Annotated in this window: 20 protein-coding genes; 11 read left to right on the forward strand and 9 right to left on the reverse strand. The window is 65.6% G+C overall.

Going from position 1 to position 17704, the window contains the following annotated elements:
- Positions 1-178: 178 nt before the first annotated feature.
- The 3 genes from CH302_RS24950 (at position 179) to pyrE (ending at position 2550) form a co-directional block, all read left to right on the forward strand.
- Entirely contained in the window at positions 179-1243 is a 1065-nt protein-coding gene (locus tag CH302_RS24950) for a hypothetical protein (RefSeq protein ID WP_052047625.1), read from the forward strand.
- An 82-nt stretch (positions 1244-1325) separates the two neighbouring features.
- A complete protein-coding gene (locus CH302_RS24955) occupies positions 1326-1886 on the forward strand; it encodes a LemA family protein (RefSeq protein WP_037190473.1) in 561 nt (186 codons plus the stop codon).
- A gap of 115 nt (positions 1887-2001) precedes the next feature.
- Positions 2002-2550, forward strand: a complete 549-nt coding sequence (gene pyrE, locus CH302_RS24960) for an orotate phosphoribosyltransferase (protein WP_037190472.1) — start codon at positions 2002-2004, stop codon at positions 2548-2550.
- Between the two features lie 21 nt (positions 2551-2571).
- Here pyrE and CH302_RS24965 read toward each other — a convergent pair whose 3' ends face one another.
- The 5 genes from CH302_RS24965 to CH302_RS24985 form a co-directional block, all read right to left on the reverse strand.
- Complete coding sequence (locus CH302_RS24965; RefSeq protein WP_037190470.1) at positions 2572-3180, reverse strand: class F sortase; 609 nt, start codon at positions 3178-3180, stop codon at positions 2572-2574.
- Complete coding sequence (locus CH302_RS30815; RefSeq protein ID WP_037190468.1) at positions 3167-4999, reverse strand: hypothetical protein; 1833 nt, start codon at positions 4997-4999, stop codon at positions 3167-3169. The genes CH302_RS24965 and CH302_RS30815 overlap by 14 nt, the downstream gene beginning before the upstream one ends.
- A gap of 275 nt (positions 5000-5274) precedes the next feature.
- On the reverse strand, positions 5275-6501 hold the full coding sequence (locus CH302_RS24975) for an MFS transporter (RefSeq protein WP_037190466.1): 1227 nt from the start codon (positions 6499-6501) through the stop codon (positions 5275-5277).
- Positions 6498-6959 carry a MarR family winged helix-turn-helix transcriptional regulator gene (locus CH302_RS24980; RefSeq protein WP_037190464.1) on the reverse strand — a complete coding sequence of 154 codons (462 nt, stop codon included), beginning with the start codon at positions 6957-6959 and terminating at the stop codon, positions 6498-6500. Before CH302_RS24980 ends, CH302_RS24975 begins: the two co-directional genes overlap by 4 nt.
- Before the next feature lie 72 nt (positions 6960-7031).
- Positions 7032-7628 carry an Rv1733c family protein gene (locus CH302_RS24985; RefSeq protein WP_141216728.1) on the reverse strand — a complete coding sequence of 199 codons (597 nt, stop codon included), beginning with the start codon at positions 7626-7628 and terminating at the stop codon, positions 7032-7034.
- A 133-nt stretch (positions 7629-7761) separates the two neighbouring features.
- Here CH302_RS24985 and CH302_RS24990 point away from each other — a divergent pair, with 133 nt between their 5' ends.
- On the forward strand, positions 7762-8406 hold the full coding sequence (locus CH302_RS24990; protein ID WP_037190462.1) for a lysoplasmalogenase: 645 nt from the start codon (positions 7762-7764) through the stop codon (positions 8404-8406).
- Here the strand turns inward: CH302_RS24990 and CH302_RS24995 are convergent.
- Positions 8377-8829 (reverse strand): hypothetical protein, encoded by a 453-nt coding sequence (locus CH302_RS24995; RefSeq protein ID WP_037190461.1) that lies wholly within the window; start codon positions 8827-8829, stop codon positions 8377-8379. The two genes, CH302_RS24990 and CH302_RS24995, sit on opposite strands and share 30 nt — an antisense overlap.
- An 89-nt stretch (positions 8830-8918) precedes the next feature.
- Here CH302_RS24995 and CH302_RS25000 point away from each other — a divergent pair, with 89 nt between their 5' ends.
- From CH302_RS25000 to CH302_RS25020, 4 genes are all read left to right on the forward strand, one after another.
- Positions 8919-9707 carry an SDR family oxidoreductase gene (locus CH302_RS25000; RefSeq protein WP_037190514.1) on the forward strand — a complete coding sequence of 263 codons (789 nt, stop codon included), beginning with the start codon at positions 8919-8921 and terminating at the stop codon, positions 9705-9707.
- A gap of 138 nt (positions 9708-9845) precedes the next feature.
- Positions 9846-10454 (forward strand): DUF6636 domain-containing protein, encoded by a 609-nt coding sequence (locus tag CH302_RS25010; RefSeq protein WP_037190459.1) that lies wholly within the window; start codon positions 9846-9848, stop codon positions 10452-10454.
- Positions 10451-11140, forward strand: a complete 690-nt coding sequence (locus tag CH302_RS25015) for a TrmH family RNA methyltransferase (protein ID WP_176460773.1) — start codon at positions 10451-10453, stop codon at positions 11138-11140. The genes CH302_RS25010 and CH302_RS25015 overlap by 4 nt, the downstream gene beginning before the upstream one ends.
- Positions 11141-11204: 64 nt before the next feature.
- Entirely contained in the window at positions 11205-12341 is a 1137-nt protein-coding gene (locus CH302_RS25020; protein WP_037190458.1) for a glycoside hydrolase family 76 protein, read from the forward strand.
- Positions 12342-12346: 5 nt separating this feature from the next.
- On the opposite strand, the gene CH302_RS25025 is transcribed toward CH302_RS25020, so the two are convergent.
- Both CH302_RS25025 and CH302_RS25030 read right to left on the reverse strand, forming a co-directional pair.
- The gene (locus CH302_RS25025) at positions 12347-13042 is read right to left on the reverse strand and encodes a DedA family protein (protein ID WP_052047622.1); all 696 of its coding nucleotides are present in this window, start codon (positions 13040-13042) and stop codon (positions 12347-12349) included.
- Positions 13043-13070: 28 nt separating this feature from the next.
- A complete protein-coding gene (locus CH302_RS25030) occupies positions 13071-13775 on the reverse strand; it encodes a VTT domain-containing protein (protein ID WP_052047621.1) in 705 nt (234 codons plus the stop codon).
- Positions 13776-13996: 221 nt separating this feature from the next.
- On the opposite strand from CH302_RS25030, the gene fbaA reads away from it, so the two are divergent.
- Positions 13997-15037 carry a class II fructose-bisphosphate aldolase gene (gene fbaA / locus CH302_RS25035; RefSeq protein ID WP_037190456.1) on the forward strand — a complete coding sequence of 347 codons (1041 nt, stop codon included), beginning with the start codon at positions 13997-13999 and terminating at the stop codon, positions 15035-15037.
- Positions 15038-15124: 87 nt separating this feature from the next.
- On the opposite strand, the gene CH302_RS25040 is transcribed toward fbaA, so the two are convergent.
- Positions 15125-15928, reverse strand: coding sequence for an Rv0361 family membrane protein (locus CH302_RS25040; protein WP_141216729.1), 804 nt, complete (start codon positions 15926-15928; stop codon positions 15125-15127).
- 148 nt (positions 15929-16076) lie between these two features.
- Here CH302_RS25040 and CH302_RS25045 point away from each other — a divergent pair, with 148 nt between their 5' ends.
- Positions 16077-16493, forward strand: a complete 417-nt coding sequence (locus CH302_RS25045; RefSeq protein ID WP_032397398.1) for a DUF3151 domain-containing protein — start codon at positions 16077-16079, stop codon at positions 16491-16493.
- A gap of 64 nt (positions 16494-16557) precedes the next feature.
- Positions 16558-17625 (forward strand): FUSC family protein, encoded by a 1068-nt coding sequence (locus CH302_RS25050; RefSeq protein WP_170944738.1) that lies wholly within the window; start codon positions 16558-16560, stop codon positions 17623-17625.
- Positions 17626-17704: the final 79 nt, after the last annotated feature.

Raw genomic sequence — 17704 nt, forward strand, 5'->3', positions numbered from 1 at the left:
TGGAGCCTGCGGAATGACCTGTAGGGGGCGGGAGTGGAGCCTGCGGAATGACCTGTAGGGGGCGGGAGTGGAGCCTGCGGAATGACCCCATAGGCGATGCGAGTCGCCGTAGGGACCGTTCACAGGACCCGGCGGTGGTGGGCGGCGAAGGTGTGGATGTCGATTAAGGTGGTTCGCGATGACGGCAATGTGGTTCGGCCTTGCGGCAATTGCACTGATGGGTGCAGTGGCGCTGCTCTACATCGACAGGTCCAAGCGAGATCAGTCCGGACGTGTACGGCAGATGTGGGCCAAGGCTCAGGGGTACGAGTATCGACCGCACGATCGAGAACTGGTCACTCGGTTCTCTCGCGCTGCCCTGTCGAAGCCCGAGTTCGACGTGGCTCTCGGAGTGGTGACCGGCGTTCGGCGCGGTGAGGAGTTCGTTCTCTTCGACGTCGAGGAGACGGGCACCATCGTGGCCGTGCAGCGCTCGGTCGGTTCCGATGTCGACATCGACCTTCGGCCCCGCTCGACGCCACCGCCGCGCGACGAGGACATGGAACTGCTCGGCTCCATCGGCCCGCGCGTGGTGTTCGCCACCGACGTCGATATCGCTCGCCGTGTCTGCGACCAGCGGATGGCTGCGTTCACCGAGTCCATCCCGGCGAATCTGCAGCTGCTGTGGAGCGAGAAGGACTGGACGCTCGGATCTCTGCCGCTCAGCAGTGCCGGCCGCGATTGGGATGCCGCGATCGACGCGGTCGCACGACTGTCGGGCATGTTGCACGTGCTGCCTCCGGTTCGCGGAAGCGCGGTCTACGGCGCTCGACCCGGTGACCCCGGCCGTGACCGAAGCGATCCGGGTAGGCCGCTGGTGCAGGAGGCGCACACCCAGCAAGCGCGCGTGCCGCAGAATCCCCAGCCTCGAGTGGCCGAGCCCCGCATCCAGGCGGTGCCGAGCCCGGAGACCCGTGTTGCCCAGCCGAGAACGCCTGCACCGAAGGGTCCCGAGCCGCGGGTTCGACCTCCTCGGATAGCAGAGCCCCGTGCTGGAGAACCCCGTACTGAAGAGCCCCGTACTCAGGAGCCCCGCACCCCCGATTCGCGTCCGCAGGAGTCGGGACGTAGGCCGCGTCCGCCGAGGCCCGATGCGGCCGGTCCGCAGGCTGCACGTTCGGCGAGTCCGTCGCGTCCGGTGCCGCGCCAGCCCGCGTCGCGTCCGATCCCGTTCGACTCGGAGCGCCGACGCAATCAGCCCTGATGAAAGTTCGGGCGTGTTTACGGGCGCAGATGCGCTTACGCGGCTAAATTCGTACCTCGTGACGGTTTCTTCGGGTGTTGTAGTGGCAGTCGTGGTCCTGTGTGTCGTTGTCTTGGTCGGCTACGTGGTGGTCACGGTGCGTCGACTCGGCCGGTACCGCGTGCAGACGGAACAGAGTCTGCGGCTGGTCGATGTCGAGCTCGATCGGCGGCACGAGCAGTTGGGCCCGTTCATTGCCGCGGCGGAGGCCACCGGGCTGTCCGGTGATGTGCTGCGTCAGCTCGGCGGTGCGCGTTCGTGGTCCAGGGCCGTGCGCGATCGCAGCCTGGGTCTGCAGGCGCAGGCCGCTGCCGAGAATGCGTTGTCCGCCGCGTTCCATGCCGTGCTGGCCGACGCCGATGCGCGTCAGAATGTGTTGGGCAATTGGGAGTTCCAGGGCCCGGCCGGAGAACTGAACGTCACCGAGCGGCGTATCGCGGGCGCTGTGCGCGTGTACAACGACAATGCGTACCGGTTGTCGCAGGCGATCGGCACGTTCCCGTCCTCGCTCGTCGCCAGGTCTCGCTCGTTGACCGCACCGGAACCGTTCGTGGAGACCAAGGAACTGCTCGACGAGCAGCCATCGGCCGAGGTCGCTGCCTAGCGGCAGGAACGCCCCGAGCTCCGGCATCGGAGCCGGCGAGAGCGGTTGCGCGGGTCGGTGGGTAAGTTCGTACCGACCTATCGAAGATCCGTGGTGCGACGAGAGGAATCCGAACATGGCCGAGAGTGCCGCGAATTCGGACCGGCAGGAACTGGCCGATTTGGTGAAAGAGCTTGCCGTCGTGCACGGGAAGGTCACCTTGTCGTCGGGCAAGGAGGCCGACTACTACGTGGATCTGCGTCGCGCGACCCTGCATCATCGGGCGGGTGCGCTGATCGGATCGTTGATGCGTGATCTGGTTGCCGACTGGGATTTCGTGTCGGTCGGCGGTCTGACGATGGGTGCAGATCCGGTGGCGATGTCGATCATGCATGCCGAGGGGCGTCCGATCGATGCGTTCGTGGTGCGCAAGGCAGCGAAGGCGCACGGCATGCAACGTCAGATCGAGGGACCGGACATCGTCGGCAAACGTGTTCTGGTGGTGGAGGATACGACGACCACCGGTAATTCTCCGCTCACTGCCGTGCAGGCTCTGCGCGACGCGGGCGCGACGGTCGTCGGAGTGGCCACGGTGGTGGACCGGGCGACCGGGGCCGATCGGGTCATCGCCGCAGAGGACCTTGAATATCGATCCCTCCTCGGCTTGGCAGACCTCGGCTTGTAGCCCCGGTCGCGAAAGCGCCTATCAGCGAACCAGTTGCGCGACGACGACGAAGTTGTCGTCGGTGGGTTCGCCGCCTTGGACGTCGCAGTTGGCGAGGATCAATCGCCCCGGCACCGAGCGTCGGAGTTCGTTGTCCGCCAGTAGGGATCCCTTCGGCAGAGGGCCGACCGATTCGACCGCGTACTGCAGGGTGCCGCTCGCTGTGCGCAACACGACGGTGTCGCCCGGGGTCACCACGCGCAACGCCTTGAACGGGGCATCACGCTTCGAATAGTTATGTCCCGCAACCACTACCGTTTGTTCGGTCGAGGTTCCCGGCATGCCGCTCTCGGCCCACCACGCGGGCAGTTCGTCGACGGGGTTCAGCACCTGGCCACTGTCGCCGCCGCGGTAGAGCGGGTCGGGATGGATGGGACTGCTCAGATAGGTAGTGCCGTCCGAGGACCGGAGTTCGATGTGTTCCGGCTGAGCGGGAGCGACGTCGCTCGCCGGTGCAGCCACCGAGATCTGTGACTGCACCGGCGAGCGATCGGGCGCGGCGATCCCGACTTCGTCACTCGCACAACCTGATACGAGTAGAACGAAGGTCAGGATCGCCGTCCACAGCCAGCGGGTGTTACGAGGTGGCATCGGTGGAGCTACGGCGACGCAGGTAGAAGGCTCCGCCTGCTGCCGCGACCACGACCACGCCGACTCCGGCCAGAATCGCCGGGGTGTTGGACGAGCTGTCCGATCCGCCCGACGCCTCGTCGGAGGAATCGCCGAGAGCGAGATCGACCGGCGGCAGATCGCCGGCAACGCTGACGACACCGTTCTCGTCGGTGGTGAAATAATCCGCGACGGTGAACGACCCGTCCTCGTTCCTGACACCGACCAGCGAGACTCCGGTCTTGTCGACGACGACGGTGTTCTCGTCGACCTCGGTGACCGGAACGTCCTCGCGGACGGTGTTTCCGAGGTTGATCGTCCACTCGAACTTCGGTCCGCTGGCGGCCAATTCGGCGGCCTCGGCCTTGAGATCGGCCTCGACCTTGGCCTTGGCGTCGGAGTTGGCCTTCGCTGCCGTTGCTTCGTCCTGTGCGGTCTTCAGCGCAGTCGCGGCCTCGGTGGCCTTGGTCTTGGCTGCAGCGGCTGCCTCGGTCTTGGTCGCCAGATCTGCGTCGGCGGCCGTGACGGCTGCGTTGGCATCCACGACGGCCTGTGCGGCGTCGGCTGCAGCCTTTTCGAGGGCTGCGATGTCGGCATCGGACGGTGCAGCGTCGAGTGCGGCCTGGGCTGCGGTGGCTGCGTCGGCCTTGGCATCGGCGTCGGCCTTGGCGGCGTCCGCTGCGGCCCGGGCGTCGGCTGCGGCCTTCTCGGATTCGGTTTCCTCACCCGCGGCGGCCTCGGCGGCAGCTTCGAGGTTCAGAGCGTTCTGCTCGGCCATCGCGGCTACGGCAGCGGCCGTCTGCGCTTCGACGTGCAGTGCGAGCGACTTCGCTGCGGTGGCGGCTGCGGCCCTGGTGGCAGCAGCGATCTTGGCGAGGTTGAGGCTCTTGAACGACTCCTGCAGTGCCGCGACGGAATCCTCGACGGCCTTGGTCGACGCATCGGCCTCGACCTTGGCGCTGGCGGCGAGCTCGGCCTTGGCGTTCGCATCGGCGCGAGCTGCCTCGGCTTCTGCGGTGGCCTCGGGATCGCCCGATACCGCTGCGGCCTCGAGCTCGACGGCCAGCTTCTCTGCTGCCTCGGCGTCGGCTGCGGCCTGGTCCGCTGCGGCCTTGGCCTCGTCGGCCGTGGTCTTCAGCTCGGCAGCGTCGTTCTTGGCTGCGGTGACCGCAGCACTGGCGGCAGTGCTGGCGACTACGGCGGCCTTGGCCTCCGCGGCGGCCGTCTTGGCCTTGACGTCGGCCTCGGCGGCGGCGACCTCGGCCTTGGTGGCATCCGTGCTCGCGGTGGCCTCGGCTGCTTTGGCGGTCTCGAGCCGAACCTGGGCGGCTGCGGTGGCTTCCACCGCTGCCTTGCTTGCGGCCTCGGCGTCGGCGATCGCCTGCTTCTCCGCGTCGGACAGCTGCGGGATGACGTCGAGGTTGACCGTCGCGGTGCCGTCGTCGTTGAAGACGACGCCGCCGGTGACCTGGGGCAGCGGGCGGATGGCCGACGGTACTTCGGGGGCTGGGACGGCTGCGGCCGCCGCGGCTGCGGCGTCTTCAGGGGTGACGGCCGGAGCAGGCGCGTCGATCTGCCCGTCGACAGTGGCCGATCCTTCGACGGTTGCGCCCTGCTCGGCGGTGGGAGCTCCGGATTCGGTGCCGCCCTCGGTGGCCGGCTGCTCGACTGAGGAGCTTTCGGGTGTCGGATCCTGCGCACTGGCGATTCCCGGTGCGGCGATGGAGAGGGACAGTGCCATGGCGGCCCCGGCAGCGGCGAGGCGCGCCTTCTTGGACCTGGCGATCGACTTCTGCGACATGAAGATTGTGGCCCTTCGGTCAGTGGCAGCATCGTGCTGCGCGCACCCGCCCTCCCACGCGGAACGGGTGTAGTTGGTGAGTCACACGAACAACCGTGTTGACGTGACCGTAAACCAACCGGCCGGTCTCGGGAACCGTTCAAGCCTTTACCTGAGAATTGGTTATGAAAGTGTTACTGATGGGACTCATGTGACGAGAGAGATTCTCGACAGCAAACGGCGGTCGAGATCCGAAGATCTCGACCGCCGCGAAAAACCCGTCGGGTGAACGTATTTCAGTCGCCGACCGTCACCGCACGAGCCTCGTCGATGCTGTGAGGTGCAGGTTCGTGGTCGTCGACGTGAGCGAGCACCTTCCGGCCGGTTGCCAGAACCACGATGGCAAGGGCGGTGCAGGCTGCACCCACCCAGAACGGGACGTGCATGTTCGACTCGCCCAGTTTTCCGGCCAGGTACGGTGCTGCGGCCCCGCCGGTGAATCGAACGAAGCTGTACGCAGCCGATGCCGTGGACCGCTCGACCGGTGCCGAGATCATCACTGTCTCGGTGATCAGCGTGTTGTTGACTCCGAGGAACAACCCGGCGACGACGGTTCCCACGATCAGGACGGTCTTGTTCTCGGTGAACATCGCCATGACGCCCAGATCGAGGGCGAACAGCAGCAGCGCGAGCATCATCATGTTCAGCGTTCCGAAGGCCCGCTGCAGCTTCGGTGCGATGAACACCGATGCGATCGCCAGGCACAGTCCCCAGCCGAAGAAGATGAAGCCGATGGAGTAGGTGCCCATGTCCAACGGGAACGGGGTGTACGCCAGGAGGGTGAAGAATCCGTAGTTGTAGAGCAGTGCTGTGATGCCGACGGTGAGCAGACCGCGGTGGCGAAGCGCGCGGAACGGATCGAGGATCGACGTGGTGTGCGCGGGCTTCGGGGTGTCCGGGAGCATGACGATGAGCAGGATGAATGCGACGGCCATCAGCGCCGCGACGCCGAAGAACGGTCCGCGCCAGCTGAACCCGCCGAGAACTCCACCGACGAGGGGGCCGGTGGCGATACCGATACCCAGTGCGGCCTCGTAGAGGATGATCGCGCGAGCGACACCTCCCGATGCGGCACCGACGATGGTCGACAGCGCCGTCGCGATGAACAGGGCGTTACCCAGTCCCCAGCCGGCGCGGAAACCGATGATTTCACCGACCGAGCCGGACGTGCCTGCCAGCGCAGCGAAGACGACGATGATCGCCAGCCCCACCAGCAGGGTGCGCTTGGGTCCGAAGCGGCTCGACACCACTCCGGTGATCAGCATCGCGACGCCGGTGACGAGCATGTAGCTGGTGAACAGCAACGACACCTGTGACGGCGAGGCATCGAGTTGTTCACCGATGGGCTTGAGGATGGGATCGACCAGGCCGATGCCCATGAACGCGATCACGCTGGCGAACGCGACTGCCCACACCGCACGCGGTTGCTTCAGCAGGCTGTCGGGGGAGGTGCTGGTGGTCATGAAGAAGTTCCTCTCATTCCGCGATCGACAGGCTCGAGGATGCTGCGAAGCTCACTCAGTCCGTCGGTCAGTTTCTGTATCTGCTCCGGGTCGCGGTCGGACAGGTACGGCACCAGTCCGTCGACGATGTGGCGTCGACTCGCGGCGAGCCATCGGTGGCCGGCGTCGGTCATCTCGATGAGGACGGCACGGGAATCGTCGGGATCGGCGGTTCGGGTCACGAGGCCGCTCTTGCTCAGCTTGGCGAGCAACGCCGTCGCCGACGGTTGGGAGCAGCGGTCCAGCTCGGCGAACGTACTGATGCGCAGTGGCTGATATTCCTCGAGCAACGACAGTGCTCGCATCCACGCTCTCGGCCATTCGTCGCTGCCGAACCGTGCGGCCAACCGGACGAAACGTGACGAGCTGGTGACCAGTTGCGACAGGAGGTCCCGGATGTCTGCATCGGAGTGACTCACCGGATTATTGTTACATACACTAACTATCTATCGCAACGCACGATGGCCCATGCGGCTGACCAGGGGCTCGGGTCAGTGCCGGCGCAGAAGATCGGCGATGTCGCGGTCCCACTCGGCGTCCCGCTGACCGTCGTAGCGGAAGCGCATCAGGTGATGGAAGCCGATGAGAAGGGACGCCACGAGCACCCAGCTACCGATGGTGTTGAAAATGGCCGCGGCCACGACGTCCGACGAGGTCAGTGGCCGCATGGTCAAGTTGCCGCTGTTGTCGACCCAGATTTGCGTGGTGGTGCCCGCAGGCGATCCGGTGTCGACGCTGACGCGTCCGGTGTGCTCGACGCCTCGATGAACCCACCGTGCGTCGACGGCGGTCGCAGCTGCGCCGGACGAGCCGAACTCGGTCGAAGCAACGGGTGCGGATTCCGCTACGGCCGTCGTGGTCGCGGTGACCTGGTGGATCGAACTCTTCTGGTCCTCGAGCCGTTGTTGTTGATCAGTGTGGGCCGCGGCCCCGATCCACAGCGAGACCGGAATCATGAGGATCAGCAGCGCGGTCACCCAGTGCTTGATGCGTGCCTGGCGTACGTCGCAGTCGCGGAGCAACGGGTTGGGGTGGCCGGCGAAGGCGGAGCGGCCCGAACTGTCCTGCCCGGTGAGTTTGCGGCGCATGATGGTCCCCACTGCCTCGAAATGATCCGACCGACCTTTCCACGATGGCGACGCGACCTGCGAGTATCAAGCGATAGGGGTCAGCGTCACATGTGACGTCGACTGTGACGAGATTTCGGTGGAGGTCCTTGCAATGGTTGTCGGTCGGGTTCGGCGGGTTCGGCGGGCTCGTGCGGCTGCGCTGGTAGCGGGTGCGGTGACCGTGGTCGGCGCGTGGACAGGGTCGATGCGCGTGCAGCGCATGGCCAAGCCGCTGATGGTCCCGGCACTGGCCGCCGGGCTGGATCCAGCTCGAGATCGGGTGCTCTTGGCGGGTCTAGCGGCGGCCACGGTCGGCGATGTGCTGTTGATCGACCCCGACGACGATTCCGCTCTGGAGTGGGGCGCGCGTGCGTTCGCCGTGATGCAGGGCAGCTATACGTATCTGCTGTTTCGCAGGGGTGCGCGTCCGGCACCGATCGACGCGATTCCTCGGTACGCCGGCTGGCTGGCCGCGTCGGTGCTGCTCGCCAGGCGTCAGCCCGCGGTGGCGTCGACCCTGATCGCGTACGGTGCAGTGCTCGCGACCACGTCGACCCTGTCTGCTCGTTCCGTCTCGCGCGGCGGCGATCCGAGGCTGGTGATCGGTGGCGTTCTGTTCACCGTCTCCGATGCGCTGATCGTGTTCAGGCGGCTCTTTCTGACCGACGACCGACAGCGCCGCGCCGCGGAAGCGGTCGTCCTGTCGACCTACCTTGCGGCGCAGGTCCTACTCGTCGAGGCCTTGGCTTCGGGGTAGCAGCAGTACTCGCTCGCGGTGGGCAGGGTCGACGCGAACGGCGATGACGGTGCCCGGCTCGAAGCGTGAGGTGTCCGAGCGGGGGATGTCGTAGACGATCTTGCCGAAGTAGCTGCTCGAGCCCGGCACGGTGAATTCCAGGTCCAGCTCGGCGGTGTCGTCGTCGATGCGGCGGATGGCATCCACCGTCGCCCACCCTTCCACGCCGTGCTCGATCAGTTCCTTCTGCTCACGCGTCGGTCGTCCGGCGATCATCATGGCCAGACCGAGAGCCGCGCCGAACCCGGCGACCAGGGCCGCCAGCTGGTACGGAAGCGTCCCCGGTGGGGTGCGGTCCATCAACCAACCGATCCAGATCGCCAGTACGAGTGCGTAGCCGATCGTCACCACGACGACGGATCGCACGATTCTCGCGTTGTTCACTTCGGTGCTCCTGCGCCGCCGAAAGCGGCTGTTGGATATTCGACGATAGGGGGTTACCGGTAAGTAGGGTTACATGTACGGTGATCGATGTGACTCGACCAACTGTCTTCATCTCAGGCGCAGCTGCAGGTATCGGCCGCGCAACTGCTCTCAAGTTCGCAGCCAACGGCTACCTCGTCGGTGCCTACGACATCGACGAGACCGGCTTGGCATCGCTCGGCAAGGAAGCTGCCTCGCTCAGCGGTCGCGTAGTTACCGGCGTCTTGGATGTAACCAACTCCGACCAGTGGGAAACCCGGTTGAAGGAGTTCGTCGGAGAGGGTGACGGTCGACTCGACATTCTGATCAACAACGCCGGAATTCTTGCCGCGGGTGCCTTCGAGGACATGCCGCTCTCGGTACATCGCCGTCAGATCGACATCAACGTCAACGGCGTCATCTACGGCACCCTCGCGGCTTTCCCGTACCTCAAGGACACCGCAGGCGCGCAGGTCGTCAACTTGTGCTCGGCGTCCGCCATCTACGGTCAGCCCGAGCTGGTGACCTACGGTGCGTCCAAGTTCGCGGTGCGCGGCATCACCGAGGCGCTGGATCTCGAGTGGAGCAAGTACGACATCTCGGTCAAGGCCATGTGGCCGCTGTTCGTCCAGACGGCGATGACCCAGGGCGTGTCGACGGGCACCACGAGCTCGCTGGGCATCAAGCTCACCGTGAAAGATGTGTCCGACGCGATTTTCGACGCGACCCGTCCGGTGAAGCGTCGGTTGCACAAGGTGCATTTCCCGGTCGGCTTGCCGTCCAAGGCGCTCTCGCTCGGGTCACGCTTCTCGCCCGCATGGCTGACTCGCGAGGTCAACCGGCGCCTGAGCCACACCTAGAACTCCTCGTCGGACGATGCCGGCCCCGACGCCGGTATCGTCGGTCTTTCGAGCAATCGGTGTCGAAAGGTGGGTCGGGGTTTCTTCATGCTGAGTACGCGGGGTTCGAGCAGGTCAGGGTCGAGCAGAACAAGGCAAATGGGTTGGGTGCGAGCCTGGTTGGTCGGAATCGGGGCCGGGACGGCGCTCCTTCTCGCCGGTTGCAGCAGTGAGTCCGCTGCCCAGCCGCCGCAGCAGGCGTCGACCACAACCCTCGCGCCGACGACGACGACGGAAACCACCACCCCTGCGCCGGTGACGACCACGGAAGAGGCGCTCCCGCCGCCTCCGCCTCCGGTCGAGCCGCCGCCCACCGCCGAACCGCAGACGACGTACGCCGCCATCGGCGGTGCGTACTACTTCAGTTCCCCCGACGGCCTGTTCCAGTGCGGAATCGTGCCGCTGTCGAGTCGTACCGAGGCCGGGTGTCAGGGCACCACCACTCCGGTGCCGCCGCGGCCCGAGGACTGCATGATCAACTGGGGCAACGGTATTCGAGTCACCAACGAAGGCCCGGCGGCATTCATGTGTTCCGGCGGCGTGGTCTACACCTCGGGTGGCGAGACGATCGATCCGCCGCTCGCGGTCGGCGCGACCATCGCCGAGAACGGATTCACCTGCACGTCCGCCGAGAACGGCATCTCGTGCGTCGACGATGCCACCGGACACGGTTTCCGCATCGCACCGGACAGCAACGAAGTCTATTGAGCGAGAACACGATCGACAGCGAACCGTCGTCGGACGATGCCGGCCCCACCGAATGGGGCGAGAACCCCAACGGCGTCGGACCGTGGTTCGACACGCACACCGAACCGCCACCCGACGATCCACGGTTGGATCCGGAACTGCTGGCAGGCGGAGACCGCCGCAACGTCGTCGACGCCTACCGCTACTGGCGACGCGAGGCGATCGTCGCCGACATCGATACCCGACGGCATCCGCTGCACGTCGCCATCGAGAACTTCACCAACGACGCCAACATCGGGACGGTGGTGCGCACCGCGAACGCCTTCGCGGCGCAGGCGGTCCATATCGTCGGGCGTCGTCGGTGGAACCGTCGCGGTGCGATGGTCACCGACCGCTACCAGCACATCCATCACCACGACTCGGTGGAGGCGCTGATGGCGTTCGCCCAGGAGCAGGGCCTCGTCGTCGTGGCCGTCGACAACACCCCGGGGTCGGTACCGATCGAGACCGCGGAGCTGCCGCGTCACTGCCTGCTGCTCTTCGGACAGGAGGGACCGGGGGTCACCGACAGTGCCCGCGAATCGGCGTCGATGACGGTATCGATCGCCCAATTCGGTTCCACCCGCAGCATCAATGCCGGTGTTGCCGCCGGAATCGCCATGCACTCGTGGATTCGGCGGCACGGCGACCTCGACGCTGCGTGGTGAAACCGCCGCGGTTTTCCGGGGCGGGATGTAACGAATCAGCAACGGTAGTGGCAGGATTGCGGGTATGCAGGAGTTGTGGTCGCAGCGTGCGGACGCTGCGGAGGGGGCCGTCGTCGCGCGGCACATGCGTCGGCTGTGGGGGCTGCCGGGCACGACGTTGGGAGTGGTGGCCTGGCCACCGGTACGCACGGAACGGATGTTCCTGCGCTGGCACTACTGGTGGCAGGCCCATCTGCTCGACTGCGCGGTCGACGCTGCAGATCGCGATCTCACCGCCAAGCGCCGTCGGCGATTGAACAAGATCACCCGAGCACACCGCACCCGCAACGTCAGCGGGTGGACCAACAACTACTACGACGACATGGCGTGGCTCGGGTTGGCGCTCGAACGCGCTCAGCGGCAGCACTTCGTCGGCAATCGCGGTGGCATTCAGCAGATCGAGATGGAATTGTTCGACGCCTGGGCTCCGGCCGAGGGCGGCGGCATTCCGTGGCGCAAGAAGTCCGACTTCTACAACGCACCCGCCAACGGTCCGGCGGCGATCATGCTCGCGCGGACCGGTCGGCTGTGGCGTGCCCAGGAGATGGCCGACTGGATGGATCGCACCCTCAAGGACGCGCGAACGGGCCTGATTCTGGACGGAATGCACTCCACTCGCGCACTCGTCGACGCCGGTGAGCCCGGCGAGATGGAACGCGCCGTCTACAGCTACTGCCAGGGCGTCACGTTGGGCCTCGAGACCGAACTCGCCGTTCGGCTCGGCGAACCCAGGCACGCGCAGCGAGTCCACGCTCTGGTCGACGCCGTCGACAACCACCTGACCCGCAACCTCGTCATCACCGGCGGCGGTGGGGGAGACGGTGGCCTGTTCAACCCGATCCTCGCGCGCTACCTGGCGATGGTCGCGGTGGAGCTACCCGGAGACTCCGACGCCGACGACCGCGCACGCGAACTCGCAGCAGCGATCGTCCTGAACTCGGCCGAGTCGGCGTGGGAGAACCGCCTCGAAGTGGAAGACAATCCACTGTTCGGGGCCGACTGGACCCGCGAAGCCCGGTTCCCGGGACAAGGCCTGCACATCGCCACGTTCGCCGAAGGAACGGTCCGACCGTCCGACGTGCCCGAACGGGACCTCTCGGTGCAACTCGGCGGCTGGATGCTCATGGAAGCCGCCTACCGCGTCGCAGCTGCAGGTTTCTAGAGCCGCTACTCCACGACTTCTTCGACCTCGATGGTCTCTTCGGGGCGTGCCATTTCCTTGCGGTACTGCCAGATACCGAGTCCGGTTCCGACGACCAGCAGCACGACCATGGAGATCAGGACGGCGGGCATCAGCCACGGGATGCCCTCGATGAACGAGCCGAAGTAGAACCCGATCAGCAGCAGCACCGGAGCCCAGATGATGGCACCGAGGGTGCTGGCGATCGTGTACTTACGGTGATCCATCTTCGCGGCGCCAGCGACCAGCGGGCACAGGGTGCGCACCCAGGGGATCCACCGTGCGACCAGCACCGCCCAGAAGCCGTGCTTCTCGAGCAGGAGATTGACCTTGTGCAGGTTCTTGGTGTTGAGGTACTTGCCGTTCTTGCGGGCCACCAGGGTCGAGCCGGTCCGGTGACCGATCGAGTACCCCACCTGGTTGCCTGCGATGGCGGCGACCATCGCACCGAGCGACAGCGCCCAGATGTGACCGGTGCCCGACGCATGGGTCGCCATCACGATTCCTGCCGTGATCAGCATCGAATCGCCCGGCAGGAACAACCCGATGATCACCGCGCATTCGATGAACACGAAAGTCATCACGATGATCCACACGACGAGCGGGCCTGCGGTTTCCAGCGGACCGAAGCTACCGACAGCTTGAACGGACACCGTCGGCAGCGCTGTGGCAATCGAAGACATGGACTAGATCACTTTCGGAGGATCACGATCAGGACTTGGTGTCCGGGGCGTCTGCCTCGATCACATCGGTGGCCTCGCCCAGCGGGGTCTTACGGGCCTTGATCATGCGCTTGCCGACCTCGATGACGATGGGCAGGACGGAGACGGCGACGATGATCAGGAAGATGATGTCGACGTGTTCGCGGATGAACGCGATCTGTCCGAGCAAGTACCCCAGCACTGTCACGCCCGCGCCCCAGAGGATGCCGCCGACGACGTTGTAGGTGAGGAACAGCGAGTACTTCATGTGCGACGCACCGGCGACGACCGGCGCGAACGTCCGCACGATCGGCACGAAGCGCGCCAGGATGATGGTGATCGGACCGTGCTTCTCGAAGAAGAGGTGCGATTCGTCGATGTACTTCTTCTTGAAGAACCGCGAATCGTTGCTCTTGAAAAGAGCCGCGCCGCCCTTGGTGCCGATGAGATAGCCGACCTGATCACCGAGGATCGCCGCGATCGGGATCAGAATGACAAGGGTCCAGATGGACGCGAACGGCTCGATCTCGGTGGACTTCGACGCCGCGATCAGCCCGGCAGTGAAGAGCAGTGAATCGCCCGGTAGCAGTGGAAAGAGCAGCCCCGACTCGATGAAGACCACCAGCAGCAGCCCGATCAACACCCAGTGACCGAAGGAGTTGAGCAGGTTCACCGGGTCGAGGAATCCCGGCAACAGGGCCAGGTTCGTCGTCATCGTTTCCGAGGCAGCTAGGAGACTCACCGCGCCCACACTACCGGCCGAAACTGGTAAGTCCTGAACAGTCGGTGTCCTTCCGCTGTGGATGCAATGGCCTGTTCGTCAGCTGCGGCGAGCCTGCGGAATGACCCAGGGGATGCGGGTACGCACGACACCGCGCCCGGGGGTTGCCATACTGCAGTGGACACAACCGAACTTTTCAATGGAGGAATGACGCCGTGCCTATCGCAACTCCCGAGGTCTACGCCGAGATGCTGGGCCGGGCGAAAGAACACAAGTTCGCCTTTCCGGCAATCAACTGTGTGGGTTCCGAGTCCATCAACGCCGCCATCAAGGGCTTCGCCGACGCGGGTAGCGACGGCATCATCCAGTTCTCGACCGGCGGAGCCGAGTTCGGATCAGGACTGGGCATCAAGGACATGGTCGTCGGTGCCGTGGCGCTCGCCGAGTTCGCGCACGTGATCGCCGCCAAGTACGACGTCACCATCGCTCTGCACACCGACCACTGCCCCAAGGACAAGCTGGACACGTATGTGCGTCCGCTGATCGCGATCTCGCAGGAGCGCGTCGACGCAGGCAAGAACCCGCTGTTCCAGTCGCACATGTGGGACGGCTCGGCCATCCCGATCGACGAGAACCTCGAGATCGCCAAGGATCTGCTCGCCCGCGCTGCAGCAGCCAACATCATTCTCGAGGTCGAGATCGGTGTTGTCGGCGGCGAGGAAGACGGCGTCGAGGCGGAGATCAACGACAAGCTCTACACCTCCAACGAGGACTTCCTCAAGACCGTCGAGGCCCTCGGCGCGGGCGACGCGGGCTCGCGTTACCTGCTGGCGGCGACGTTCGGCAACGTGCACGGCGTCTACAAGCCGGGCAACGTCAAGCTCAAGCCGTCGGTGCTGGCAGATGGCCAGAAGGTCGCGACGGAGAAGCTGGGCCTGGCATCGGGTTCCAAGCCGTTCGACTTCGTCTTCCACGGCGGATCGGGATCGGCGAAGAGCGAGATCGAAGAGGCGCTCGAGTACGGCGTGGTGAAGATGAACGTCGACACCGACACCCAGTACGCGTTCAGCCGTCCCATCGCCGGACACTTCTTCTCCAACTACGACGGTGTGCTCAAGGTCGACGGCGAGGTCGGCAACAAGAAGGCCTACGACCCGCGCAGCTACCTCAAGAAGGCCGAGGCCGGCATGACGGCCCGCGTCGTCGAGGCGTGCAACGACCTCAAGTCCGCAGGCCGCAGCGTATCCGCAGGCTGATCCACGTGAGCGGAACCTCGTAGCCTGCTACGAGGTACGAGCGGAGCCTGCGGAACGACCCGCAGGCTCCGCCGCGCACACGCAGCGTCAGTTGCACACCTTCCACTGATCGCCTTCGAGGCGCAGGTCGAAGGTGCGCGGCGATCGATCGTTTGGATTGGCGTCGGTGTGCGCGATGACCTGAGCGATCGCGGTGGTGTCGTCGCTGACCTGGATGGCGTCGATGCTGTCCAGGTTCGGTATGTTCCCTTGCTCGAGCGAGACACGATGAACATCGGCGAATTCCGCGTCCGGGATGTCTCGGTAGAACGTCGCCAGGTCACCGCACGAGGTGCTGCGCAGCGTGGCGAGGTCGCCGCCGGCCAATGCTCGGGTGAACGATTCGACGGTCGTGCGAATCTGCGCTTCCGGTGAGTCCTCGACGCTCGTGCGGTCGATCAGCACGTACGCACCGGCGGCCACTGCCGCGATCACGACAACCGCGGCCACCAGCGCCGCCCACCACTTCTTGTGACTCGGTTTGCCGGGTTCCGTCGGCGGGGGTCCGATGCGCTGAGGACCGACCTGCTTGGGGGCTGAGCGCTGCGGCTCGATCTTTCTCGGACCGACCGGTTGCGGCACAGCTGCCGGCGATTTCTTCTCTGCCGCGACATCGTTCGCTGGAGGTTCCGACTGGTTTCGCGGCGGGATACGACGCGGGGCCGCGGTCGGCTTCGCGACCGGCTTCGCCACCGGCGTCGCTTGCGGTGCTGCCGGCTCCTCGGCTGGATCAGTGGCGATGTTCTCGGTCGGAGTGTCGGCGGGCTCGTCGACCTGCTTCTTCTTGCCCAGATCGATCTTCTCGGTGGCAGCGTCGGCCTCGGAGGGCGCCTTCTTCTTCTCGTCCGGCATGCGTTCTCCCTCGTTCACCGAATTCTTGCAAGAGCGGTCTGTCTCGAATTTCGTCAGCTGGCAGCCTATCGACCGTCTACGCAGCTCGACGCGAGCGATGCGGGGGTGTTCGGACACGATTCGGTGACGTAGGGGCACAATGAGCGCCATGACTTCTTTCGGTGACCTGCTCGGACCCCAACCCACACTGTTGCCCGGAGACGACGAGGCCGAATCCGCACTGCTGAACCACGAAGCGCCCGAGACCGTCGCGGCGGCGCATCCGACGGCGTCCATCGCCTGGGCCTACCTGGCCGAGGCCGCGCTCGAGTCGGGTGCCACCATCACGGCCTACGCCTACGCTCGTACCGGTTATCACCGAGGTCTGGATCAGTTGCGTCGTAACGGATGGAAGGGATTCGGGCCGGTCCCGTACAGCCATGAGCCCAACCGAGGATTCCTCCGATGCGTCGCAGTCCTTGCCAAAGCGGCCCGCGACATCAACGAGCACGACGAGTACGCCCGCTGCCTCGACCTCCTCGAAGACTGTGACCCCAAGGCCGCAGAAGCGCTCGGCCTGGGCTGATCGGGCCCGCGCGAGCCGGGCGCGAGGTCGGACCCGGCTGAAGTCGGGGAGCGCTCGGCTGAAGTTGTCGCTGCTGCCGATCATTCAGTGCGCGTTGGCGGCAGGTGTGGCGTGGTTCGTCGCGACCGACATCGTCGGTCACGAGAGCCCGTTCTTCGCACCGATCGCCGCCGTCGTGTCGCTGGGCGTCTCGCTCGGTGCTCGCCTGCGTCGATCGGCCGAGCTCGTCGTCGGAGTGACGGTGGGCATCGGCATCGGCGATCTGTTGATCTCGCTGATCGGTAGTGGTCCGTGGCAGATCGCGTTGGTGGTCGTGTTGGCGATGTCGGCGGCGGTGTTCCTCGACGGTGGTCCGATCATCGCGATGCAGGCCGGATCGTCCGCGGTGCTGGTGGCGACCCTGATCCCGCCGGGCAACATGGGTGGCCCCAACCGCATGGTCGACGCGTTGGTCGGTGGTCTGGTGGGCATCGCGATCGTTGCGTTGATCCCGACGCATCCGGTGTGGCGCGCCCGCAAGGATGCGGCGAACGTCCTGGCCACGGCTGCGAGTGTGTTGCAGAAGGTGGCCGACGGTTTGGTGGCGAACGATCCCAAACCGATCGAGGAGGCGTTGCGTAAGGCGCGTGCGACGCAGTCGGGTATCGACGCTCTGCGTACCGATCTCAAGGGCGGCCGGGAAATTGCCCGGATCTCGCCGATGTACTGGAATCACCGCAATCGTCTGGCGGCGCTCGCGGCCACGGCCGACCCCATCGACAATGCCGTCCGCAATATCCGGGTGCTCGCGCGACGGTCGCTGACGCTGGTGCGCGACGACGAGATTCTCGATCCGCGGGTCGTCGACGAGGTGGAGAAGTTGGCGCATGCGGTGGAGGTGTTGCGGCAGATGATCCTCGCCGATCCGGGGCAGAAGCCGGACGCGGCGGAAGCGGCGCGAGTGTTGCGGTCGGTTGCGGCCGGTGCCAAGCCGGAGTTGATCTCGAACGCCGGCCTGTCGGCGACGGTGGTGTTGGCGCAGTTGCGGTCGATCATCGTCGATTTGCTGCAGGTCGCCGGGCTCAAGCGCATTTCCGCCTTGGCGACGCTTCCGCCGACGGTGAAGCATCCGCACGTCCCGCCGGAGTTGTGACCCGAGCGCACCATTGCATATATGCGTATGTACGCATATGGTGGCTTCCGGAAGTCGACATCGGTCACCAGGGGGAGTC

Source organism: Rhodococcus sp. 15-2388-1-1a (genome assembly GCF_002259145.1).
Taxonomy (GTDB): Bacteria; Actinomycetota; Actinomycetes; order Mycobacteriales; family Mycobacteriaceae; genus Rhodococcoides.